Source organism: Lysobacter sp. HA18 (assembly GCF_054057595.1).
The window spans coordinates 812,492-830,834 of sequence record NZ_JBSRZL010000001.1; the positions used below are offsets into that span (position 1 = coordinate 812,492).

Sequence of the window (18,343 nt, forward strand, 5' to 3'; positions counted from 1 at the left end):
GTCGCGTTTCGTGAAGATAGGCTAAATCACGGCTCCCGCTCCGTCCTGTCCGGCGCGGGAGCTGCGTTCAACCGCCGTCCAGTGGCTCCCCTCCCCCGAACTGACGAGGTTTCGCCGTGAAGAAGTCGTCCACCCTCGCTTTATCCGTCCTCGCATGCGCGTGCGTCGCCGCGCTTGCGGCCGACGTGCCGCCTTATATCGAACTGCAATCGCAGGAGTCCGGCCTGACCGCCGATTCCGACAGCACGCCGGTCGACGAGTCGCCGCAGCGCTGGTTCGTCGAGCTGAGCAATGCGCCGCTGGCCGACCGCGGCTCGGCGGCGCAGCTCTCAAGCGAGAAGCAGTCGTTCCGCAACGCCGCACGCAGCGCGGGCGTCAAGTACATCGAGAACTACGCGTTCGACAACCTGTTCAACGGCTTCTCGATCACCGTCTCGCGCGCGCAGCTCGGCACCCTCGCGCGCATGCCGGGCGTCAAGGCGGTTTATCCCGTGCAGACGGTGAAGATGCCGGACAGCACGCCGGGCTCGCAGTACAACCCCGACCTCTACACGGCGCTGCAGATGACCGGCGCGGACGTCGCGCAGAACAGCCTCGGCCTCGACGGCACGGGCGTGCGCGTCGCGGTGATGGATACCGGCATCGACATCGACCATCCGGCCTTCGGCGGTGGCGGTGTCAATGGCGGCACGCCGTTCCCGAGCGCGCGCGTGATCGCCGGCTGGGACTTCGTGGGTGATGCCTACAACGCCGATCCCAGCTCCGCCGCCTACAACCCGGTGCCGACGCCGGACGCGCGTCCCGATGACTGCGCGGGCCATGGCACGCACGTCGCCGGCATCATCGGTGCGAACGGTTCGGTCAAGGGCGTCGCGCCCAAGGTGTCGTTCGGTGCGTATCGCGTGTTCGGTTGCTCGGGTTCGACCACGGACGACGTGATGCTCGCGGCGATGGAACGCGCGCAGGCCGACCGCATGCAGGTGCTCAACATGAGCATCGGTTCGGCGTTCGACTGGCCGCAATCGCCGACCGCGAAGGCCGCGTCGCGCCTGGTCGACCATGGCATGGTCGTCGTCGCATCCGCCGGCAACGACGCCGCCACCGGCATGTACTCGCTCGGCGCGCCCAGCGTCGGCGACAAGGTCATCGGCGTCGCGTCGTACGACAATATCGGCATCGCGCAGCCCGCATTCCAGGTGTCGCCGGACAACGTGAAGGTCGGCTTCAATGCCGCCACCGGCGCACCGCCGCCGCCGAGCTCGGGCACTGGCGTACTCGCGCGCACCGGCACGACGTCGTCGACCAGCGACGCGTGTTCCGCGCTGCCGGCCAACAGTCTCGCCGGCAAGGTCGCGTTGATCCGTCGCGGCACGTGCTCGTTCTACATCAAGGCAACGAACGCACAGGCCGCGGGCGCCGTCGGCGTGCTGCTCTACAACAACGTGGCGGGCGCACTGAACCCGACCGTCGCCGGTACGCCGTCGGTCAACATCCCGACCGTCGGCATCAGCGCCGCGGACGGCGTACTGCTAGACGGACGCATCGCCAGCGGCACGACTCAGATCACCTGGGGCGATTTCCACGTCTCGCAGCCCAACCCGACCGGCGGGCTGATCTCGTCGTTCTCGTCGTGGGGCCTGTCGCCCGACCTGACGCTCAAGCCCGACATCGGCGCACCGGGTGGCTCGATCTACTCGACCTTCCCGCTGGAACTCGGGGGCTATGCCTCGCTGAGCGGCACGTCGATGTCGTCGCCGCACGTCGCGGGTGCCGCGGCGCTGCTGCTGCAGGCGTTGCCGCGCACCCCGGCGCAGGCCGTGCGTTCGATCCTGCAGAACACCGCACAGCCGTCGACATGGTCCGGCGCTCCGGGTGGCCCGTACATCGAAGCCACGCATCGCGCGGGCGCCGGCATGTTGCACATCGATCGCGCCATCGTCGAAGCCACGCGCGTCGAGCCCGGCAAGCTGTCGCTGGGTGAAGGCCAGGCGGGCCCGCAGACACGCACGCTGACACTCAGCAACAACGGGCCGACGCCGGTGACGTATGCGATGAGCGCCGTGCAGTCGGTCGGCACGTTCGGAAGCACGTTCGCGCCGCAGTACTTCATCGGTGGCGGCGTGGCGGCGAACTTCTCCGCTCCGTCGGTGACGGTCGCGCCGCACGGCACGGCGTCGGTCAACGTGACCATCACCCCGGCGCAAACCGGCATCGGTTACGACGGCGGCATTTACGGCGGCTACGTCGTCATGACGCCCAACGATGGCAGCAGCACGTTGCGCGTTCCGTTTGCCGGCTACATCGGCGATTACCAGGCGCGCCAGGTGCTGGTGCCGACGGCGAACGGCTTCCCGTGGCTCGCGAAGCTCACCGGCAGCTCGTACTTCAACCAGCCGTCGGGCGCCGCTTACACGATGGCGGGCAACGACATCCCGTTCTTCCTGATCCACTTCGACCACCAGTCCGCCGCGATCCGCATGGACGTGTTCGACGCGGACTCCGGTCGTTCGTGGCACAGCGCGTTCTCGACCCAGTTCTTCGGCCGCAACTCGTCGGCGACGGGCTTCTACGCGTTCTCGTGGGACGGCACGACGACCCAGGGCGGCAGGGCGTACACGGTCCCGAACGGGCGCTACACCGTGCTGCTGCAGGTGCTGAAGGCGAACGGCGATTCCAGCAACCCGGCGCACTGGGAAACTTGGCGTTCGCCGGTCATTACCGTCGCTCGCTGAGAGGGCCGAGCGTGGGGCGGCCACGGAGGGCCGCCTGAACGGTAAAGTTTTTGCTGCACTGCAGCGTGCATTCACCGTCACGTCTCTTTAACGATAGAGCTGCATCCCGACGTGGGGGAGGGAGCAAAGGCCCGCTGGTGGCGACACCAGCGGGCTTTTTTTCGTCCCGGGTTTGCCCAAGCCGCGTGACAGAATGCCGCGCATGAGCGAACCGACCCGCGCCGCGGATGCCGTCGACGCCGCGGTCGAACGCGCGACCCGTCGTCTCGGCATCGCGCAGGACGCGGCCGATCGTGTCGCCGCCGTCGCCCGCGCAAGCGACTTCGCGATCGACGTACTCGCACGCGATCCGACGCTTCTCGCGCAACTGCTGGCCGACGACGGCGAATCGCCTGTCCCCGAACCCACGCTCGACCCTGCGACGCCATCGGGCTGGCCGTCGCAACTGCGCCGCTATCGCACCGCCGCCTCGACGCGCCTGATCTGGCGCGATGTGCACGGCTTGGACGATGTCGACACCACGCTCGCCGGCAGCACGCAACTCGCCGAACGTTGCCTCGCGCTCGCGATGGATGCGCTCGAAGCGCAGTTCGTCGCGCGGCACGGCCACGTGCGCGACGCCGACGGCCGCGTGCAGCGACTGGTCGTGTTCGGCCTCGGCAAGCTCGGCGGTGGCGAGCTCAACTTCAGTTCCGACATCGACCTCGTCTACGCCTACGAAAACGGCGGCGACTCCGACGGTGCGCGTCCGCTCGACGCCGAAGGCTATTTCACCCGGCTCGGTCAGCAACTCGCAAAGCTGCTCGACGAAGTCACCGCCGACGGCTTCTCGCATCGCGTCGACCTGCGCCTTCGGCCGTTCGGCACGGCCGGACGGATCGCGTGGTCGTTCGCCGCGCTCGAGCAGTACTTCCAGCGCGAAGGCCGCGACTGGGAACGCTATGCGTGGCAGAAGGCGCGGCCCGTCGCGGGCGATATCGAAGCGGGTGAACGCTTCCTCGAAACGCTTCGGCCGTTCGTCTACCGCCGCTATCTCGATTTCGGTGCGCTCGACGGCCTGCGCACGATGAAGGCGTCGATCGCGGCGGAAGTCGCGCGTCGCGAACTCGTCGACGACATCAAGCGCGGGCCGGGCGGCATCCGTGAGATCGAATTCCTCGTGCAGGCGTTGCAGCTGATCCGCGGCGGCCGCGAGCCGACGTTGCGTGGTCGTCGCCTGCTGCCGTCGCTGCGCGCGCTTGTCGACGCGGGGCATGTCGACGCGGCAACAGGGGACACCCTGATCGCCGCTTACCGCACGCTGCGTCGCGTCGAAAATCGCCTGCAGATGCTCCGTGATGCGCAGACGCATGCGCTGCCCGATGACGAGGCCGCACGTCATCGCATCGCTACCGGGCTTGGTTATCGGGACTGGGACGAGTTCCGCGTTGCACTCGACGCGGTGCGCGCGCGTGTGACCGCCGAATTCAACGCCCTGCTCGCGCCGCGCGAACGCACCGCCGCACCGGATGCACTCGCGACGTACTGGTGCGCTTTGCCGGCCCGTGGTGACGCGACGACGCTTGCCGACGCCGGCTTTCCGCAAGAGAACGAGGCCGACGCGCTGCTACGCGACTTCGCGCGATCGCCCGCGGTGCATGCGTTGTCGGATGCGACACGTGCGCGGCTCGATCGCGTCATGCCCGCGCTGCTGCACGGCGCCGCGCAGTCGCGCGAGCCGCTGCTGGCGATGCGCCGCTTGGTCGCACTGGTGGCGAACGTGCTGCGCCGAAGCGCGTATCTCGCATTGCTGGACGAACAACCGGTCGCGCTGGAGCGCCTCGTGGACGTCGTCGCGCACAACGCGCTGCTTGCCGAACGACTCGCCGCATATCCGCTGCTGCTCGACGAGTTGCTCGACGCGCGCATCGCCGGCGCGTTGCCCGACCGCGACGAGCTGCGCGCGGCGTGCAATGCCGCCGTCGAAGGCATCGACGACACCGAGCACGCGTTGCGCGCACTCAACGAAGTACGACAGGCGCTGAGCTTCCGCATTGCCATGGCGGTGCGCGACCGTCGCCAGCCCGCGGACGAAAGCGCACGACAGCTCGCATGGCTGGCGGACGCGGTCGTCGACGTCGTGGTTCGCATCGCCGAGAACGAAGTCGGCGCCGCGAGCGGGCGCGTACGCGATGCACGTTTCGCCGTACTCGGTTACGGCAGCGTCGGTGGCGAGGAACTCGGCTTCGGTTCCGACCTCGACCTCGTGTTCCTCTATGACGCGCCTGCCGATGCGGAGTCCGACGGCGCGCGCACGCTCGACGCGCAACGCTGGTTCGCACGCCTCGCGCAGAAGGTCGTCGCGCTGCTTGGTGCGGCGACGGGTGCAGGACGCCTTTACGACGTTGACGTGCGCTTGCGCCCCGATGGCGCGAAGGGGCTGCTCGTCTCGAGCCTCGCGAGCTTCGCCGCCTACCAGCGCGAACGCGCGTGGACCTGGGAGCACCAGGCGCTGGTGCGCGCGCGATGCATCGGCGGCGACAAGTCGCTCTGTGCCGACTTCGAGAACGTCCGCGCAGAGGTGCTCGGACGCGAGCGCGATGTCGCGACGGTGATGGACGACGTCGCGAAGATGCGCCAGCGCATGCGCGCCGAACTCGACCGCTCCGATGCGGCGAACTTCGACCTCAAGCAGGGCGAGGGCGGGTTGGTCGATCTCGAATTCGTGCTGCAGGCGCTGGTGCTCGCGCATGCGTCGCACGCGCCGTCGCTGCTGGAGCCGCGCAATACGCGCGCCCTGATCGATGCGTGTCGTGCGGCGCGAGTGATGGATGACGCCGTCGCGACACCACTCGCCGAAGCGCGCGCACTGATGCTCGCCAGCGGCCTCGACTGCACGCTCGACCGTCGCACGCGGCGCGTTCTGCCCGGCGGCGCGATCGATGCCGCGCGGGCGATCGTCCGCGAAGCCGTGCACGCCTGCGGCCTTCAATTTCTCGGATGACGCGATGACGACGACCGTTCGCAACGCGCATGTCGATGATGCCCGAGCGATCGCGGCCCTGTCCGGCCAGCTCGGCTACGCGGCGACCGAACAGCAGATGGCCGAGCGATTAAGCCTGCTCGCGGACGACGCGCACGGCGCCGCGTTCGTTGCGGAAGTCGATGCCGATGTCGTCGGCTGGATCGCCGTCGCGCGGCGTCTCACCATCGAATACGGCATCACGTTCGAGATCACCGGGCTCGTTGTCGACGCCAGCCGTCGCCGCACAGGTGCGGGCCGCCTGCTTGTCCAGGCGGCCGAGCAGTGGGCGCAGGCGCACGGCGGAGATGCGCTCGTCGTTCGCTCGAACGCCGCACGCGAGCTGTCGCACGTCTTCTACGAAGGGATCGGCTTCACGCGCACCAAGACGCAGCACGTTTACCGCCGCGACATCGACCGCGGCTGAGCCTTACTTCGACGGCGCAGGAAGACCGAAGCGTTCCCGCAGCAATGCGGCAACGCGCTGCGTCTCGCGCATCGGCTCCGCATCGAACCTGGCCAGCTCGCGCGACAACGGCTGGATACGTCCCGACTTGAGTAGCGCGTTGACGAAGCGACGCGGCCGTCCGCGGATCTTGCGCTCGCCGGCAACGAACACGGGCGCGCGGGTCGCGGATGCTTCGGACAGCATGTTCACCGAGTCCGCGGTGCAGATGATGCGATCGGCCCAGCCGAGCAGCGCAGCGTACGGATTGCGGCCGTCGACCGAACCCGTCCACACCACGCCGGGCAAGCCGGCTAGACGCTTCTTCACCCGCGCGACCATCTTCGGCGGCGTGCGGCGCGACGTGGTTGCCAGCACGCTGCCGCCTTCGCGTTCGATCAGCGTGCGCACGTCGCGCAGCCAGCGATCGAGTCGTCGTACCGAGAGCCGCATGTTCGAGGTCGGCCCGCCGATCAGCAGCGTCGTACGCGGACCGGGTAATGAGCCGAGCGCTGCGAATGCAGCACGCGATGCGCCCAGCCACGTGTCCTGCACAGGGTTGAGCGAGCCGGTCAGTTCGATCGCGTTCGGTGCGCGCAGTCGATCGTGCGCGGGCGAGATGACAACGTCCCAGTGCGACGTATCAATGCGCGGGTCGAGGATCTGCACGGCATGCGCGCCGCGCGCGCGAAGCAGCCGCGTCGCCAGCGCGGCCTGGCGGCCGCAACCGATCACCAGCGTCTGCGCGAGGTCCGGATCACGCAGTCGCTGCGCGAACTCGTCGCCGAACGCACGCTCGGCATTGCCGACGATGCGCGGCGCGAACCAGCGCCACGGCAGGCGCGGCCTGAGGATGAGGTCCTGCGTCGGCAGTTTCAGGGCGTCCGCCAATGCACGCGCCTGGCGCACGTTGCCGGCATGGCCATCGGTGACGACGAGGGTTCGGGTTGGGGTCGAACGTTGCACGGGTCAGATCGATCCGTTCTGGGGCGGCCACGGCCGTTTTGCGGGCGTGACTCTACACTGCGCCCACCCCACGTCGAGGAAATGCCGATGTCGCAGCCGCTGTCGAAGGAGGCGCTCGACCAGCTGTTCGTCACCGCCCGCACCCATAACCGCTTCACCGGAGAGGTCAGCGACGAGACGCTGCACAGGCTCTACGACCTGGTGAAGATGGGCCCGACCACCGCGAACGCATCGCCGGCGCGCTTCGTCTTCCTCAAGTCCGCCGAAGCCAAGCAGCGGTTGGCGCCGGCGCTGGACGAAGGCAACCGTGCAAAGACGCTGGAAGCGCCGGTCGTCGCCATCGTCGCGCACGACATGGCGTTCTACGAAAAGCTGCCGTACCTGTTCCCGCATACCGACGCGAAGGGCTGGTTCGACACCAAGCCCGATGCGCAGCTGGAAACCATCGCGCTGCGCAACGGTTCGCTGCAGGGCGCGTACCTGATCCTCGCCGCGCGCGCGCTGGGGCTCGACACCGGCCCGATGTCGGGCTTCGACAATGCGAAGGTCGACGCCGAGTTCTTCGGCGGCACGAAGATCCGTTCCAACTTCCTCGTCAATCTCGGGGAAGGCGATGCCAGCAAGATTTTCGACCGTTCGCCGCGCCTGCCGTTCGACGAAGCAGCGCGAATCCTCTAAGCGACACCACACGGAGCTCCGTCCATGTTCAAGCGCATCGCCCTCGGTTTCGCACTCGCCGGCCTCGCCGGCGTCGCCTTCGCCGCACCGCTCACCTACACGATGGACGCGAACCACACGCAGGTCACCGCGACGTGGACGCACTTCGGTTATTCGCACCCGTTCGCGAACTTCGGCCAGGCCGACGGCACGATCGTGTATGACCCGCAGAACGTCGGCGCCTCGTCGGTGAAGGTGACACTGCCGCTCGCCGGCCTCGACTCCACCATTCCCGCGCTCGACGAACACCTGCGCAGCGCCGATTTCTTCGACGCCGAAAAGTACCCGACCATCACCTTCACCAGCACGAAGGTGGAAGCCGCCGGCGACAAGAAGCTGCGCGTCACCGGCGACCTCACCGTGCACGGCGTGACCAAGCCGGCAGTGCTCGACGTCACCATCAACGGTGCCGGCCCGCATCCGATGAGCAAGCGCGAAGCCGTCGGCTTCGATGCGACGACCACGATCAAGCGCAGCGATTTCGGCGTCACCAAGTACGTGCCGAACGTCAGCGACGACATCCATATCCATATCACCACCGAAGCGATGGTGCCGAAGGCCGACGGCGCGCCGGTACCGCCGAAGAAGAAGTAAGACGATGATCATCGAGCGCCCGGGCGATTCACGCGGCCACGCGCAGCACGGCGGTTGGCTGGACAGCCACCACACGTTCTCGTTCGGCAGCTTCTACGACCCGCAGTGGATGGGCTTCGGGCCGCTCCGCGTGATCAACGAAGACCGCGTTGCCGGCGGCGGGGGCTTCCCGCTGCACGGCCACGCGAACATGGAAATCCTGTCGATCGTGCTCGACGGCCAGCTCGCGCATAAGGACAGCGCGGGCGGCGGTGGCACGGTCGGTCGCGGCGAAGTGCAGTGGATGAGCGCCGGCCATGGCGTGCAGCACAGCGAGTTCAACGCGTCCAAGACCAACGCTGTGCATTTCCTGCAGGTCTGGATCCAGCCCGATCGCGTCAACGCGCCGCCGGCCTACGCGCAGCGCGCACCGCAGCCCGGCGACGACAGCGGCGAGTGGGTGCTGCTCGCATCGCCCGACGGCGCCGACGGCAGCATCGCGATCCGCCAAGACGCGCGGCTTCATCGCGTCGAGCTCGCGGCTGGCGCCAGCGTCCACCGCACGCTCGACAGCGACCGTCGCTACTGGCTGCAGGTCGCGCGTGGCACGGTGATGGCCGCCGACCGCGTGCTGCGTGCCGGCGATGCGCTGGGCTTCGTGGAGGAGGGTGGCCCGCTCGTGGTCGAGGCCAACGGCGCCGCCGAGGTCCTGCTGTTCGACCTGCCGCACTGACGGGACGTCGCGGCCCGGCTGGTAGAATCGCCGGCCTCACCGCACCGTCCTGCCGTCCATGACCGACCGCAACGCCACCAGCGCCCCGCAGACCGCCGAGCCGGCCAATGCCCGCCAGCGCTACGTCGTCGGCGCAAAGGACCTGCCGCTGAGCTGCCCGCTGCCCGAAATGGCGCTGTGGAACTCGCACCCGCGCGTCTACCTGCCCATCGAGGCCGAGCGCGAGTGCCAGTGCCCGTACTGCGGCGCGCACTTCGTACTGGAAGACTGAGGCGTCCACGGCCTCGCGCCGCATGACGCCCGCTCCGCATCGTCGCCTTACCGTCGTCCAGCTGCTGCCTGCGCTGGAGTCCGGCGGCGTCGAACGTTCCACCCTCGAGATCGCGCAGGCGCTGGTCGATGCCGGGCATCGCGCGGTCGTCGTCTCGCGCGGCGGTCGGCTCGCGCCGCGGCTGGAAGCGCTGGGCGCGCAGCACGTGCCGCTCGACATCGGCGCCAAGTCGCCGCTCGTGCTGCGCCACGTCGGCGCATTGCGACGCGCGATCGATGGCGCCGACATCGTGCATGCGCGATCGCGTATGCCGGCGTGGCTCGGCTTGATGGCGCTTCGTGGCATCGACGCATCGCGACGTCCGCGCTTCGTCACCACCGTGCACGGTTTGAATTCGCCGTCGCGCTACAGCGCGGTGATGACCCGCGGCGAGCGTGTGATCTGCGTGTCGCGCACCGTTCGCGACTACGTGCTGCGTCATTACCCGGCGACCGACACCGCCAAGCTGCGAGTGATCCCGCGCGGCATCGATGCAACCGCATTTCCGCGCGCACCGCACCCCGACCGCGATGCGCGTGGCTGGGCTGCGTCGCAGCATCCCGCATTGCAGGGCAACGGCCCGCTGCTGTTGCTGCCCGGTCGCGGCACACGTTTGAAAGGCCACGGCGACGGTCTTGCGCTGCTCGCAAAGCTGCGTGGCGACGGCATCGATGCGCGCCTGTGGTTGCCCGGCGCGCGCGAGGCCGGTCGCGAGGCCTACATCGCCGAACTCGAGCGCGACGCCGCGCAGCTCGGCATCGCCGAGGCGATCGCGTTCACGCCGCCGACCGACGCCATCGCGCGCGCCTATGCCGCCAGCGACCTCGTACTGCAGCTCTCGCGCAAGCCGGAGTCGTTCGGTCGCACGGTGATCGAGGCGCTGTCGGTCGGCCGCCCGGTGCTGGGCTGGGCGCATGGCGGCGTCGGCGAACTGCTCGATGATTTCGAGCCGCAGGGCGCGGTTGCGCCGTTCGATCTCGACCGGCTGCACGCCACCGCGCGCGATCTTCTCGCGCAGCCACCGGCACTGCCGGCTAGCATTCCGCTCACGTTGCAGGCCATGCAGGAGTCGACGCTTGGCGTCTATCACGAACTCGCCGGCTGACGGCGTGCCCGAAACCGGCTGGCGCTGGGCGCCGGCATGGGTGCTCGCGTTCGTCGCGTTGTGGCTCGCGCCAGGCTATGCCGAAGCGGTGCTGGTCATCGGCGCGCTGATCGCGATGTACATGCTGGTGCGCGCGCGCTTCCGTGGCGGCACGCGGCTGCTGAGCGGTCAGGCCTGGGCGCTGACGACGCTGATGTTCGCGGCCTACTGGGTGCCGCGACTGGTCTCCGCGTTCGACACCTTCGACCCGCCGCGTTCGCTGCTCGACGCCGCCGCTGATCTGCGCCATCTGCCTTTTCTGTGGCTCGTCGCTGCATCGGTTGCCAATGCGGAAAGCCGCCGTCGCACGTTCGCGGGCCTCGGCATCATCGTGCTGGTCTGGGTGGCCGACGCACTGCTGCAGGCGATGACGGGCATGAGCCCGATCTTCAACGTCATCGACCACGCCAAGCACGCGATCAGCGGGCACGGCATGTGTCCCGCCGACGCCGCAATTGCGGTCGATCGACTCAGCGGTTTCCTCGGGCCGTGCAACCTCAAGCTCGGCCAGGTCGTCGCCAGCCTGTCGCCGTTCCTGCTCTACGAAGCCGCGCGACGTTTCCGTGCGACCGGTTGGCTCGTCGCCGCGGCGGGCATCGGCATGGTGATCGTGCTCGCGGGCTCGCGCGCATCGTGGATCACGTACGGTCTGGTGCTGCTGCTGTCCGGCTGGCGCCTGCTCGGATGGAAGCGCCTCGCGGGCGTGTTCGCATTCGGCGCCGTCGCGCTGGCGTTGCTGACCGTGAGCGTGCCGCAGGTGCGCGAGCGCATCCAGCGCACCACGCTCGTGCTCGCCGGCGACCATCGCGACGTCGACAGCGCGTTGTCCGGCCGCGGCCGCATCTGGTCGGCGGCGACGTGCATGGTGCGCGAGCATCCGGTCAACGGCGTCGGCGTGCGTCGTTTCCGCCAAGCATTCCCGTCCTGCGACCCGCTACCGGGCCAGCGCGCGGAGTGGGGCGACGGCCCAGCACTGCACGCGCACCAGATCGTGCTCGAGATCCTCAGCGAGACCGGCGTCTTCGGCCTGATCCTCTGGCTCGCCGGCGCCGCGCAGGCCTGGCGTGCGTGGCGTTACGCGACGCCCGAGGCGCGACGCCGCGCACTGCCGGCGATGTACGCGCTGGTCGTCACCGTGTTCCCGTTCAACACGCACCTCGCGTTCTATTCGACGTTCTGGGGCGGGCTGACGCTGATGCTGTTCGCGCTGTACGCCGGCAGCCTGTACGCGACGGATCGCGACGTCACTTCAACGGTCGACGCATGACGGACGCCGCGAGCCAGACGTCGCCGGGACCGGTGCCGCGCGGTGCGCGTTACTGGCCGATGCGCGCGGGCGTCGCAGTGCTCACCGGTGCGGCGCATCTGCCGTGGGGTTTGCAGCGTGCACTCGGTCGTGCGCTGGGTGCAGTCGCGTTCGTACTCGCATCGCCGCGAAGGCATGCGGCGCGCGTGAACCTGCGCCTGTGCTTTCCCGAACTCGACGAAGCGACGCGCTCGCGCCTGCTGCGCGAAACTTTCCGCGACTTCGGCATCGGCCTGTTCGAATTCGCGCGTGCGTGGTGGGGCGAGATTGCGCCGATGCGTCGCGACGTCGTCATCGAAGGCCTCGAGCACCTGCGCGAGCTGCAGGCGCAAGGCCGTGGCGTGCTGATGATCTCGGGCCATTTCATGACGCTGGAGATGTCTGGGCGCCTGCTCTGCGACCACGTGCCGCTCGCCGGCATGTATCGGCGTTACCGCAATCCGGTGATGGAGTGGGCGGTCAAGCGTGGCCGCCTGCGCTACGCCGCGGCGATGTTCGCGAACGACGAAATCCGCGCGGCGATGCGCCATCTCAAGCAGGGCGGTTTCCTCTGGTACGCGCCCGATCAGGACATGCGCGGCAAGGACACGGTGTTCGCGCCGTTCTTCGGCGTCCCCGCGGCGACGATCACCGCGACGCATCAGTTCGCACGACTCACGGGTTGCGCGGTGGTGCCGTTCTTCCACCGCCGCGAGGGTGATCGCTACGTGCTGCGCATCGCGCCGCCGATCGACAACTTTCCATCGACTGACGCAGCGACCGACAGTGCGCGCGTCAATTCAGCGATCGAAGCGATGGTGCGCGAAGCGCCGTCGCAATACCTGTGGATCCATCGCCGGTTCAAGCGCCGTCCCGACGGCGAGGCCGCGCCGTACTGATGGACGCGCCCGTCCGCGATCGTCTCGAACCGCTGCTGCGCGCGCTGTACTCACTCGCGCTGTACGTGTTGACGCCGATCACCGTCTACCACCTGATCTGGCGCGGCTTCCGTCAGGCTGCGTACTTCGAACGCTGGAGCGAGCGTTACGCCAGCTTCGGTGCGCCGCGCGACCATCGCGTGCTGTGGGTGCATGCGGTGTCGGTGGGTGAGGTGAACGCGGCGATTCCGTTGGTGGATGCATTGCTGCAGCGTCGACCGGACCTGCGTCTGCTCGTCACCACGATCACCCCGACCGGCTCGGCGCGCGTGCGATCGCTCTGGGGCGATCGCGTCGATCACGTGTATCTGCCTTACGACCTGCCCGGTGCCGTGTCGCGATTCCTGCGCCATTTCCGGCCGTATGCGGCGTTGATCATGGAAACCGAGCTGTGGCCGAACCTGCTATTCGGCTGCCGCGATCACGGCGTGGCGGCCTACGTGCTCAATGCGCGGTTGTCTGCGCGATCGCTGCGTGGCTACCGCGTGCTTGCGCCCCTCGTGAGTCGCGCTGTGCGCACCCTGCGTGGCGTGGGCGCGCAGTCGCATGCGGATGCGCGGCGGTTCGTTGCACTCGGTGCCGACGCCGACCGCGTGCACGACACCGGCAACCTCAAGTACGACATGGCGCTGCCGGCAGCCGTGCATGCGTTCGGGCGTGACTGCCGTGCACGCCGGGCGGGTCGTCTGGCGTGGATCGCTGCGAGCACCCACGTCGAGGAAGAAGCCGCGGTGCTCGCCATCCATCGACGGCTACGCGGACGCTGGCCCGACCTGCTGCTGATGTGGGCGCCGCGCCACCCCGAGCGTTTCCGTGCTGCCTGCGAACAGTCGACCGCCGCGGGCTTCCGTACCTCGCGCCGATCCGAAGACCGCTGGGCGACACCCGACTGCGACGTCTTCGTGATCGATACGCTGGGCGAGCTGCTGAACTTCTACGCCTGCGCCGATGTCGCGTTCGTCGGCGGCTCGCTGCAGGCAGTCGGCGGCCACAACCTGCTGGAACCGGCCGCGACCGGGACGCCGATCACCACCGGCCCGCACCTGCATAACTTCGCCGACATCTCGCATCGTCTTGAAAGCGCCGGCGCGCTGCGCATCGCGCAGGACGAAGCCGGCGTCGCCGATGCATTGGCCGCGATGCTCGGCGATGAGGTCCTTCGCGCATCGATGGCGGATGCGGGTCGAGCGCTGGTCGAATCCGGGCGCGGTGCACTCGAACGCACGCTTGAGCTGGTCGACGCGGACATGCCGCCGCGCAGCTGATTCGGGCGCCGAGCCGGCCCATGCCGCACAAACAAAAAGGCCGTCGTTTCCGACGGCCTTCTGCATTGCGGATGTGGCTTGCGCTTACGGCGTCAGCGCGACCGGCGTCGGCGCGGTGACGGTCAGCAGGCGATTGACTTCCTGCAGGTCATCGAGGCCCAGCGTGCCGACCGACTGCGCCAGCAGCAGGCGAGCCTGCAGGAACGTATAGCGGGCCTGCGAGTACAGGCGCTGTGCGACGAACACGTTCTGCTGGTTGTTCAACACGTCCAGCACCGTGCGCGTACCGACTTCGAGACCGACCTGCGATGCCTCGAACGCAGCGCGCGCCGAGATCAGCGCCGCACGGCGCGATTCGACTTCGGTGATACCCGCCGCAAGCGCCTGATAGGCCGCATTGGTGTTGCGCGTCAGCGCGCGACGCTGCTGCTCGACCTGGTCGGCAACGACGTCGCGGGTTGCAAGCGCCTGGCGAACGCGCGAGGACGTGGCGCCGCCGGAGAAGATCGGCACGTTGAGCGTGACGCCGACACTCGGGCCGCGGCTCTGGCTGTCGTTCGCAATGTCTCGCGATGGAATGCCGGTGGCCGTGAGCGTGGTGTCGCTATTGCTCCTGCGGTCGCCGTAGGAACCGTTGAGATACAACGTGGGCCAGTGCCCCGAGCGCGCCGTTTCAACGTTCTCGTTCGCCGATGCGAGCTGTTCTTCGGCCGCGTGCAGCGACGGGTTGTTCTCCACCGCGCGCGCGACGAACGAGTCGGCGTTGCCATGTTCGGGCAGCGTGGGTTGGAAGTCCTCCGGCAGCGCCTTGAGCGCACCCGGCGGCTTGCCGGTGATCTCGGCGAGCGCTTGATAGGCATCAAGCACCGCGTTACGCGCGACGATCGTGTTCGCGCGTGCACTGTCGTACTGCGCGCGCGCCTCGTGCACGTCGGTGATCGGCGCGAGGCCCACTTCGAGGCGCTTGGACGCCGCTTCGAACTGCTTCTTGAGCGCAGCTTCCGAGGCTTCGGCGGCGGTCAGCGTTTCGATCGCTACGAGCGTATTGAAGTACGCGGCCGATGTGCGCGTGATCAGCAGATCGTCCGCGGCCTGCAGGTTGAAGTCGCTTGCGCGACTCAGCGCCTGCTGACTCTTGAGGATAGTAAAGCGTGACCGGTCGAACACCATCTGCTGCACGTCGACGCCGACCGAGCGTGAGGTGGTTGTGGTTTCGAAGTCACCGGTGGCGAACTGGCCGGTCGCATTATCAAACAGGGGCTGCGAGGACGGCCCGGTACTCCGAGACCTGTCGTACGAAGCCGTTCCGTTGATCTGCGGCAGCAGCGCAGCACGTGCCTGCACCTCGCCTTCGCGGACGGCCAGCCGGTTGGACTGCGAGGCCGCGAGCTGCGGGTCGTTGTCGCGTGCGAGCGAATAGACCTGCAGCAGGTCTTCCGCGGAAGCGGCCACGGGGGCCAGGGCGAGCACAAGGGCGAGGACGAGCGGACGGCGGATCATGTCGGGAGCTTCCTGGAAAACCGCGCGTTCGGCGCGGCGTCGTCATGGCAAACCGGGAGCCGGTGCCCGCATGGTCCCCGTGCGGGCATCGGAATCAGAACTGGAACACCGGCACCGGCGCAGCGCCGGCGAGGTAGGGGATATCGGTTTCGAACAACGATTCGATGCGCGGCGTGCCGTTTTCGTTGCGCACGCACACCGCTTCCATCGCCGGCGCGCGACCGCGGACGATGAACATGCGGCCGCCGGGCTTCAGCATCGCGACGAACTGCTTCGGAATCGTGTCGACCGCGGCATTAACGCAGATCGCGTCGAACTGGCGATCGGTGCTCCACGACAGCGCATCGGCGACTTCGAAGCGCACGTTCGCCGCGCCGATCTGCTCGACGCGCGCACGCGCGGCGTCGACGAGGTCGGCATGGCGATCGATGCTGGTCACTTCGCGCGCGAGCTGCGCGAGGCAGGCGGTGACGTAGCCGCTGCCGGTGCCGATCTCCAGCACGTCGTCGGTGTCCTTCGGGCGCAGCGCTTCGAGCGCGCGACCGGCGACCACCGGCTTGAGCATGTATTCGCCATGCGCGAGCGGAAGCGCGACGTCGGCATACGCGGCGCCGAGATACGCGGTCGGCACGAACAGCTCACGCGGCACCGCGGCCAGCACGGCGACGACGCGCGGGTCCAGCACATCCCAGGGACGGACCTGCTGTTCCACCATCATTTCGCGAGCGTAGGCGTAGTCGGGTGTCATCGGCGTGGATCGGGCGGGAAAAGGACGGCAATTCTACCGGGACGGGCCCGTGGCTCCGGGGTGTTCAGGATCGCGTGCTGCCGCCTGAACACCCGAGTGCCGGAAGTCACCGGGACTGCGGTCACGATCCGCGCTCATCGACGGCCATACGCGCGAAGGAACATTTCCACGCTTGCGGCAACGTGCGCGGCGGGCGTCAGGTTGACGTCGCCGCCGCATCCGCAGCCGAACACCATGCGTGCGTGCGGTTCGCCCTTGAGCAGCGTGAAGAACTGCGACGAGGCGAGCGCGGTGTCGGGAACGTCGAGTTCACCGGTCGCGACGCGTGCGTCGAGTAGTGCCGCGAACCCTTCCTGCACGCGACGCGGGCCGGACTCCCAGAACATCTGCGGCAGGTCGGAGTTCGCCAGCTGCGGGCTGCACAGGATGCGATGACCGGCGATGGCCTCGGGCGACGAAATCATCGCGTAGAAGGCCGTCGCGATCTCGAGCAGGCGCTCGCGCACCGGCGTTTCCGGCCGGTCCTCGAACAGCGACGCGGGCATGCCGTTCGCGCAATGCGATTCGACCGCCGCGGCGAACAGCGTCTCCTTGTCGCCGAAGTGGCTGTACACGGTGAGCTTGCTGACGCCGGCTTCGGCGGCGATCTGGTCCATCGACACCGCGTCGAAACCCAGCTGCACGAACAGCTTCTTCGACGCCTCGAGGATGGCCTCGCGCTTGGCGAGGTCCTTCGGACGGCCGGGACCGGCCGCGCGGGTGGCGGTGTCGTCGGCACGGTAGGGGCGGATCGGGGCCATTGGTCGGAATCCTACTCGAAATACTGGACCGGGGCGTTCGGTAATTTTACAGTACCGACCGGTTCATTAATTGCCGCTGAGGCTGACATGCGTCTGCTCCCCCTCGTCACCGCTCTCGCCGTCACTGCCTCGACCCTCGCGCTCTCCGGCTGCGGTGACGCCCCGGCGGCCGTCGAACGCCCGCGTCCCGTGCTCGTTGTCCATCCGGACAGCGCCGACGTCGCATCCACCTCGTTCGCCGGCGAGATCCGCGCTGCCGAGGAGACCGTCTTGTCGTTCCGGGTCGGCGGCAACCTGATCGAGCGCCGGGCCGACGTCGGCGACCGCGTGCATCGCGACGACCTGCTGGCCGTGCTCGACGCCGGCGACCTGCAGGCCCAGGCACGGGCCGCGCAGGCCCAGCTGGGCGCGGCGCAGGCGCAGCTCGAGCGCGCCCGCGCCGACCAGGCACGCTACGCCAAGCTGGGCCACGACCAGCTGGTCAGCCGATCCAGCATCGACGCCCAGAACGCCGCCGCCGCCGCCGCGCAGGGCGAGGTCAACGCCGCGCGCGAGAACCTGCAGGTCGCGCGCAACCAAGCGGGCTATACGCAGCTGCGCGCGCCGCGCGATGGCGCGATCGCGACCCGACAGGCTGAGGCCGGGCAGGTGGTCGGCGCCGGGCAACCGGTGTTCACGCTGGCGGCGGATGGCCGTCGCGAGGTGTCGTTCGCCGTGCCCGAGGGCGCGGTGCGCAAGGTTCGACCGGGCGATACGGTGCAGGTTGAGCTGTGGTCGGCGCCGGGCACCCGGATCTCTGGACGCGTTCGCGAGATCGCACCCGCCGCCGATCCCGCGTCGCGCACGTTCGCGGTGCGCGCCACGCTCGACGACGGCGCGTCCGCCGAACTCGGCGCCAGTGCGCGCGTCTACCTGCAGGGCGACGGCGATTCGACGGTCAGCGTGCCGCTCGCCGCGCTGCAACGCAGTGCATCCGGCGGCGACGCCGTGTTCGTGGTCGATACGCGCACCTCCACGGTCCACCTGCGCCCCGTGCAGGCCGGTGCGTTCGGCAGCGACCGCGTGCCAGTGCTGCGCGGCGTGGCGTCGTCCGACTGGATCGTCGCGGCGGGTGGCCATCTGCTGCGCGACGGCGAAGCGGTGATGCCGGTCGATCGCGACAACCGCCCCGTTCGCCGGTAAGGAC

At 68.7% G+C, this 18,343-nt stretch carries 16 protein-coding genes; 12 read left to right on the plus strand and 4 right to left on the minus strand.

The window, feature by feature from the left end:
* The first annotated feature begins 116 nt into the window (after window positions 1-116).
* The 3 genes from ACVWWW_RS04050 to ACVWWW_RS04060 all read left to right on the plus strand — a co-directional run bounded on the left by ACVWWW_RS04050 (window position 117) and on the right by ACVWWW_RS04060 (window position 6,160).
* A complete protein-coding gene (locus ACVWWW_RS04050) occupies window positions 117-2,732 on the plus strand; it encodes a S8 family serine peptidase (RefSeq protein ID WP_027083772.1) in 2,616 nt (871 codons plus the stop codon).
* Window positions 2,733-2,925: 193 nt separating this feature from the next.
* Window positions 2,926-5,715 carry a bifunctional [glutamate--ammonia ligase]-adenylyl-L-tyrosine phosphorylase/[glutamate--ammonia-ligase] adenylyltransferase gene (glnE, locus tag ACVWWW_RS04055; protein WP_051235510.1) on the plus strand — a complete coding sequence of 930 codons (2,790 nt, stop codon included), beginning with the start codon at window positions 2,926-2,928 and terminating at the stop codon, window positions 5,713-5,715.
* 4 nt (window positions 5,716-5,719) lie between these two features.
* On the plus strand, window positions 5,720-6,160 hold the full coding sequence (locus tag ACVWWW_RS04060; protein ID WP_036143170.1) for a GNAT family N-acetyltransferase: 441 nt from the start codon (window positions 5,720-5,722) through the stop codon (window positions 6,158-6,160).
* 3 nt (window positions 6,161-6,163) lie between these two features.
* Here the strand turns inward: ACVWWW_RS04060 and ACVWWW_RS04065 are convergent, their stop codons facing one another.
* Complete coding sequence (locus ACVWWW_RS04065) at window positions 6,164-7,144, minus strand: mitochondrial fission ELM1 family protein (protein ID WP_027083770.1); 981 nt, start codon at window positions 7,142-7,144, stop codon at window positions 6,164-6,166.
* A gap of 87 nt (window positions 7,145-7,231) precedes the next feature.
* Between ACVWWW_RS04065 and ACVWWW_RS04070 the strand changes: the two genes are divergently transcribed.
* Genes ACVWWW_RS04070 through waaA form a run of 8 tightly spaced genes read left to right on the plus strand, consistent with a single transcriptional unit; the run spans window position 7,232 to window position 14,109 of the window.
* A complete protein-coding gene (locus ACVWWW_RS04070; protein WP_027083769.1) occupies window positions 7,232-7,822 on the plus strand; it encodes a malonic semialdehyde reductase in 591 nt (196 codons plus the stop codon).
* A gap of 24 nt (window positions 7,823-7,846) precedes the next feature.
* Complete coding sequence (locus ACVWWW_RS04075) at window positions 7,847-8,455, plus strand: YceI family protein (protein WP_027083768.1); 609 nt, start codon at window positions 7,847-7,849, stop codon at window positions 8,453-8,455.
* Window positions 8,456-8,459: 4 nt separating this feature from the next.
* The gene (locus ACVWWW_RS04080) at window positions 8,460-9,167 is read left to right on the plus strand and encodes a pirin family protein (protein ID WP_027083767.1); all 708 of its coding nucleotides are present in this window, start codon (window positions 8,460-8,462) and stop codon (window positions 9,165-9,167) included.
* A 58-nt stretch (window positions 9,168-9,225) separates the two neighbouring features.
* Complete coding sequence (locus ACVWWW_RS04085; RefSeq protein ID WP_027083766.1) at window positions 9,226-9,438, plus strand: zinc-finger domain-containing protein; 213 nt, start codon at window positions 9,226-9,228, stop codon at window positions 9,436-9,438.
* 22 nt (window positions 9,439-9,460) lie between these two features.
* The gene (locus ACVWWW_RS04090; RefSeq protein ID WP_027083765.1) at window positions 9,461-10,582 is read left to right on the plus strand and encodes a glycosyltransferase; all 1,122 of its coding nucleotides are present in this window, start codon (window positions 9,461-9,463) and stop codon (window positions 10,580-10,582) included.
* The gene (locus ACVWWW_RS04095; protein WP_051235638.1) at window positions 10,563-11,888 is read left to right on the plus strand and encodes an O-antigen ligase family protein; all 1,326 of its coding nucleotides are present in this window, start codon (window positions 10,563-10,565) and stop codon (window positions 11,886-11,888) included. The genes ACVWWW_RS04090 and ACVWWW_RS04095 overlap by 20 nt, the downstream gene beginning before the upstream one ends.
* Entirely contained in the window at window positions 11,885-12,805 is a 921-nt protein-coding gene (gene lpxL, locus ACVWWW_RS04100; protein WP_027083764.1) for an LpxL/LpxP family Kdo(2)-lipid IV(A) lauroyl/palmitoleoyl acyltransferase, read from the plus strand. Before ACVWWW_RS04095 ends, lpxL begins: the two co-directional genes overlap by 4 nt.
* Window positions 12,805-14,109 (plus strand): lipid IV(A) 3-deoxy-D-manno-octulosonic acid transferase, encoded by a 1,305-nt coding sequence (gene waaA / locus ACVWWW_RS04105; RefSeq protein WP_036143165.1) that lies wholly within the window; start codon window positions 12,805-12,807, stop codon window positions 14,107-14,109. The genes lpxL and waaA overlap by 1 nt, the downstream gene beginning before the upstream one ends.
* Window positions 14,110-14,193: 84 nt before the next feature.
* On the opposite strand, the gene ACVWWW_RS04110 is transcribed toward waaA, so the two are convergent.
* The 3 genes from ACVWWW_RS04110 to ACVWWW_RS04120 form a co-directional block, all read right to left on the minus strand.
* A complete protein-coding gene (locus ACVWWW_RS04110; RefSeq protein WP_027083762.1) occupies window positions 14,194-15,609 on the minus strand; it encodes a TolC family outer membrane protein in 1,416 nt (471 codons plus the stop codon).
* Window positions 15,610-15,703: 94 nt separating this feature from the next.
* Window positions 15,704-16,357 (minus strand): protein-L-isoaspartate O-methyltransferase family protein, encoded by a 654-nt coding sequence (locus ACVWWW_RS04115; RefSeq protein ID WP_027083761.1) that lies wholly within the window; start codon window positions 16,355-16,357, stop codon window positions 15,704-15,706.
* 134 nt (window positions 16,358-16,491) lie between these two features.
* On the minus strand, window positions 16,492-17,157 hold the full coding sequence (locus ACVWWW_RS04120; RefSeq protein ID WP_027083760.1) for a TetR/AcrR family transcriptional regulator: 666 nt from the start codon (window positions 17,155-17,157) through the stop codon (window positions 16,492-16,494).
* An 87-nt stretch (window positions 17,158-17,244) separates the two neighbouring features.
* On the opposite strand from ACVWWW_RS04120, the gene ACVWWW_RS04125 reads away from it, so the two are divergent.
* The gene (locus ACVWWW_RS04125; RefSeq protein ID WP_027083759.1) at window positions 17,245-18,339 is read left to right on the plus strand and encodes an efflux RND transporter periplasmic adaptor subunit; all 1,095 of its coding nucleotides are present in this window, start codon (window positions 17,245-17,247) and stop codon (window positions 18,337-18,339) included.
* Window positions 18,340-18,343 lie beyond the last annotated feature (4 nt).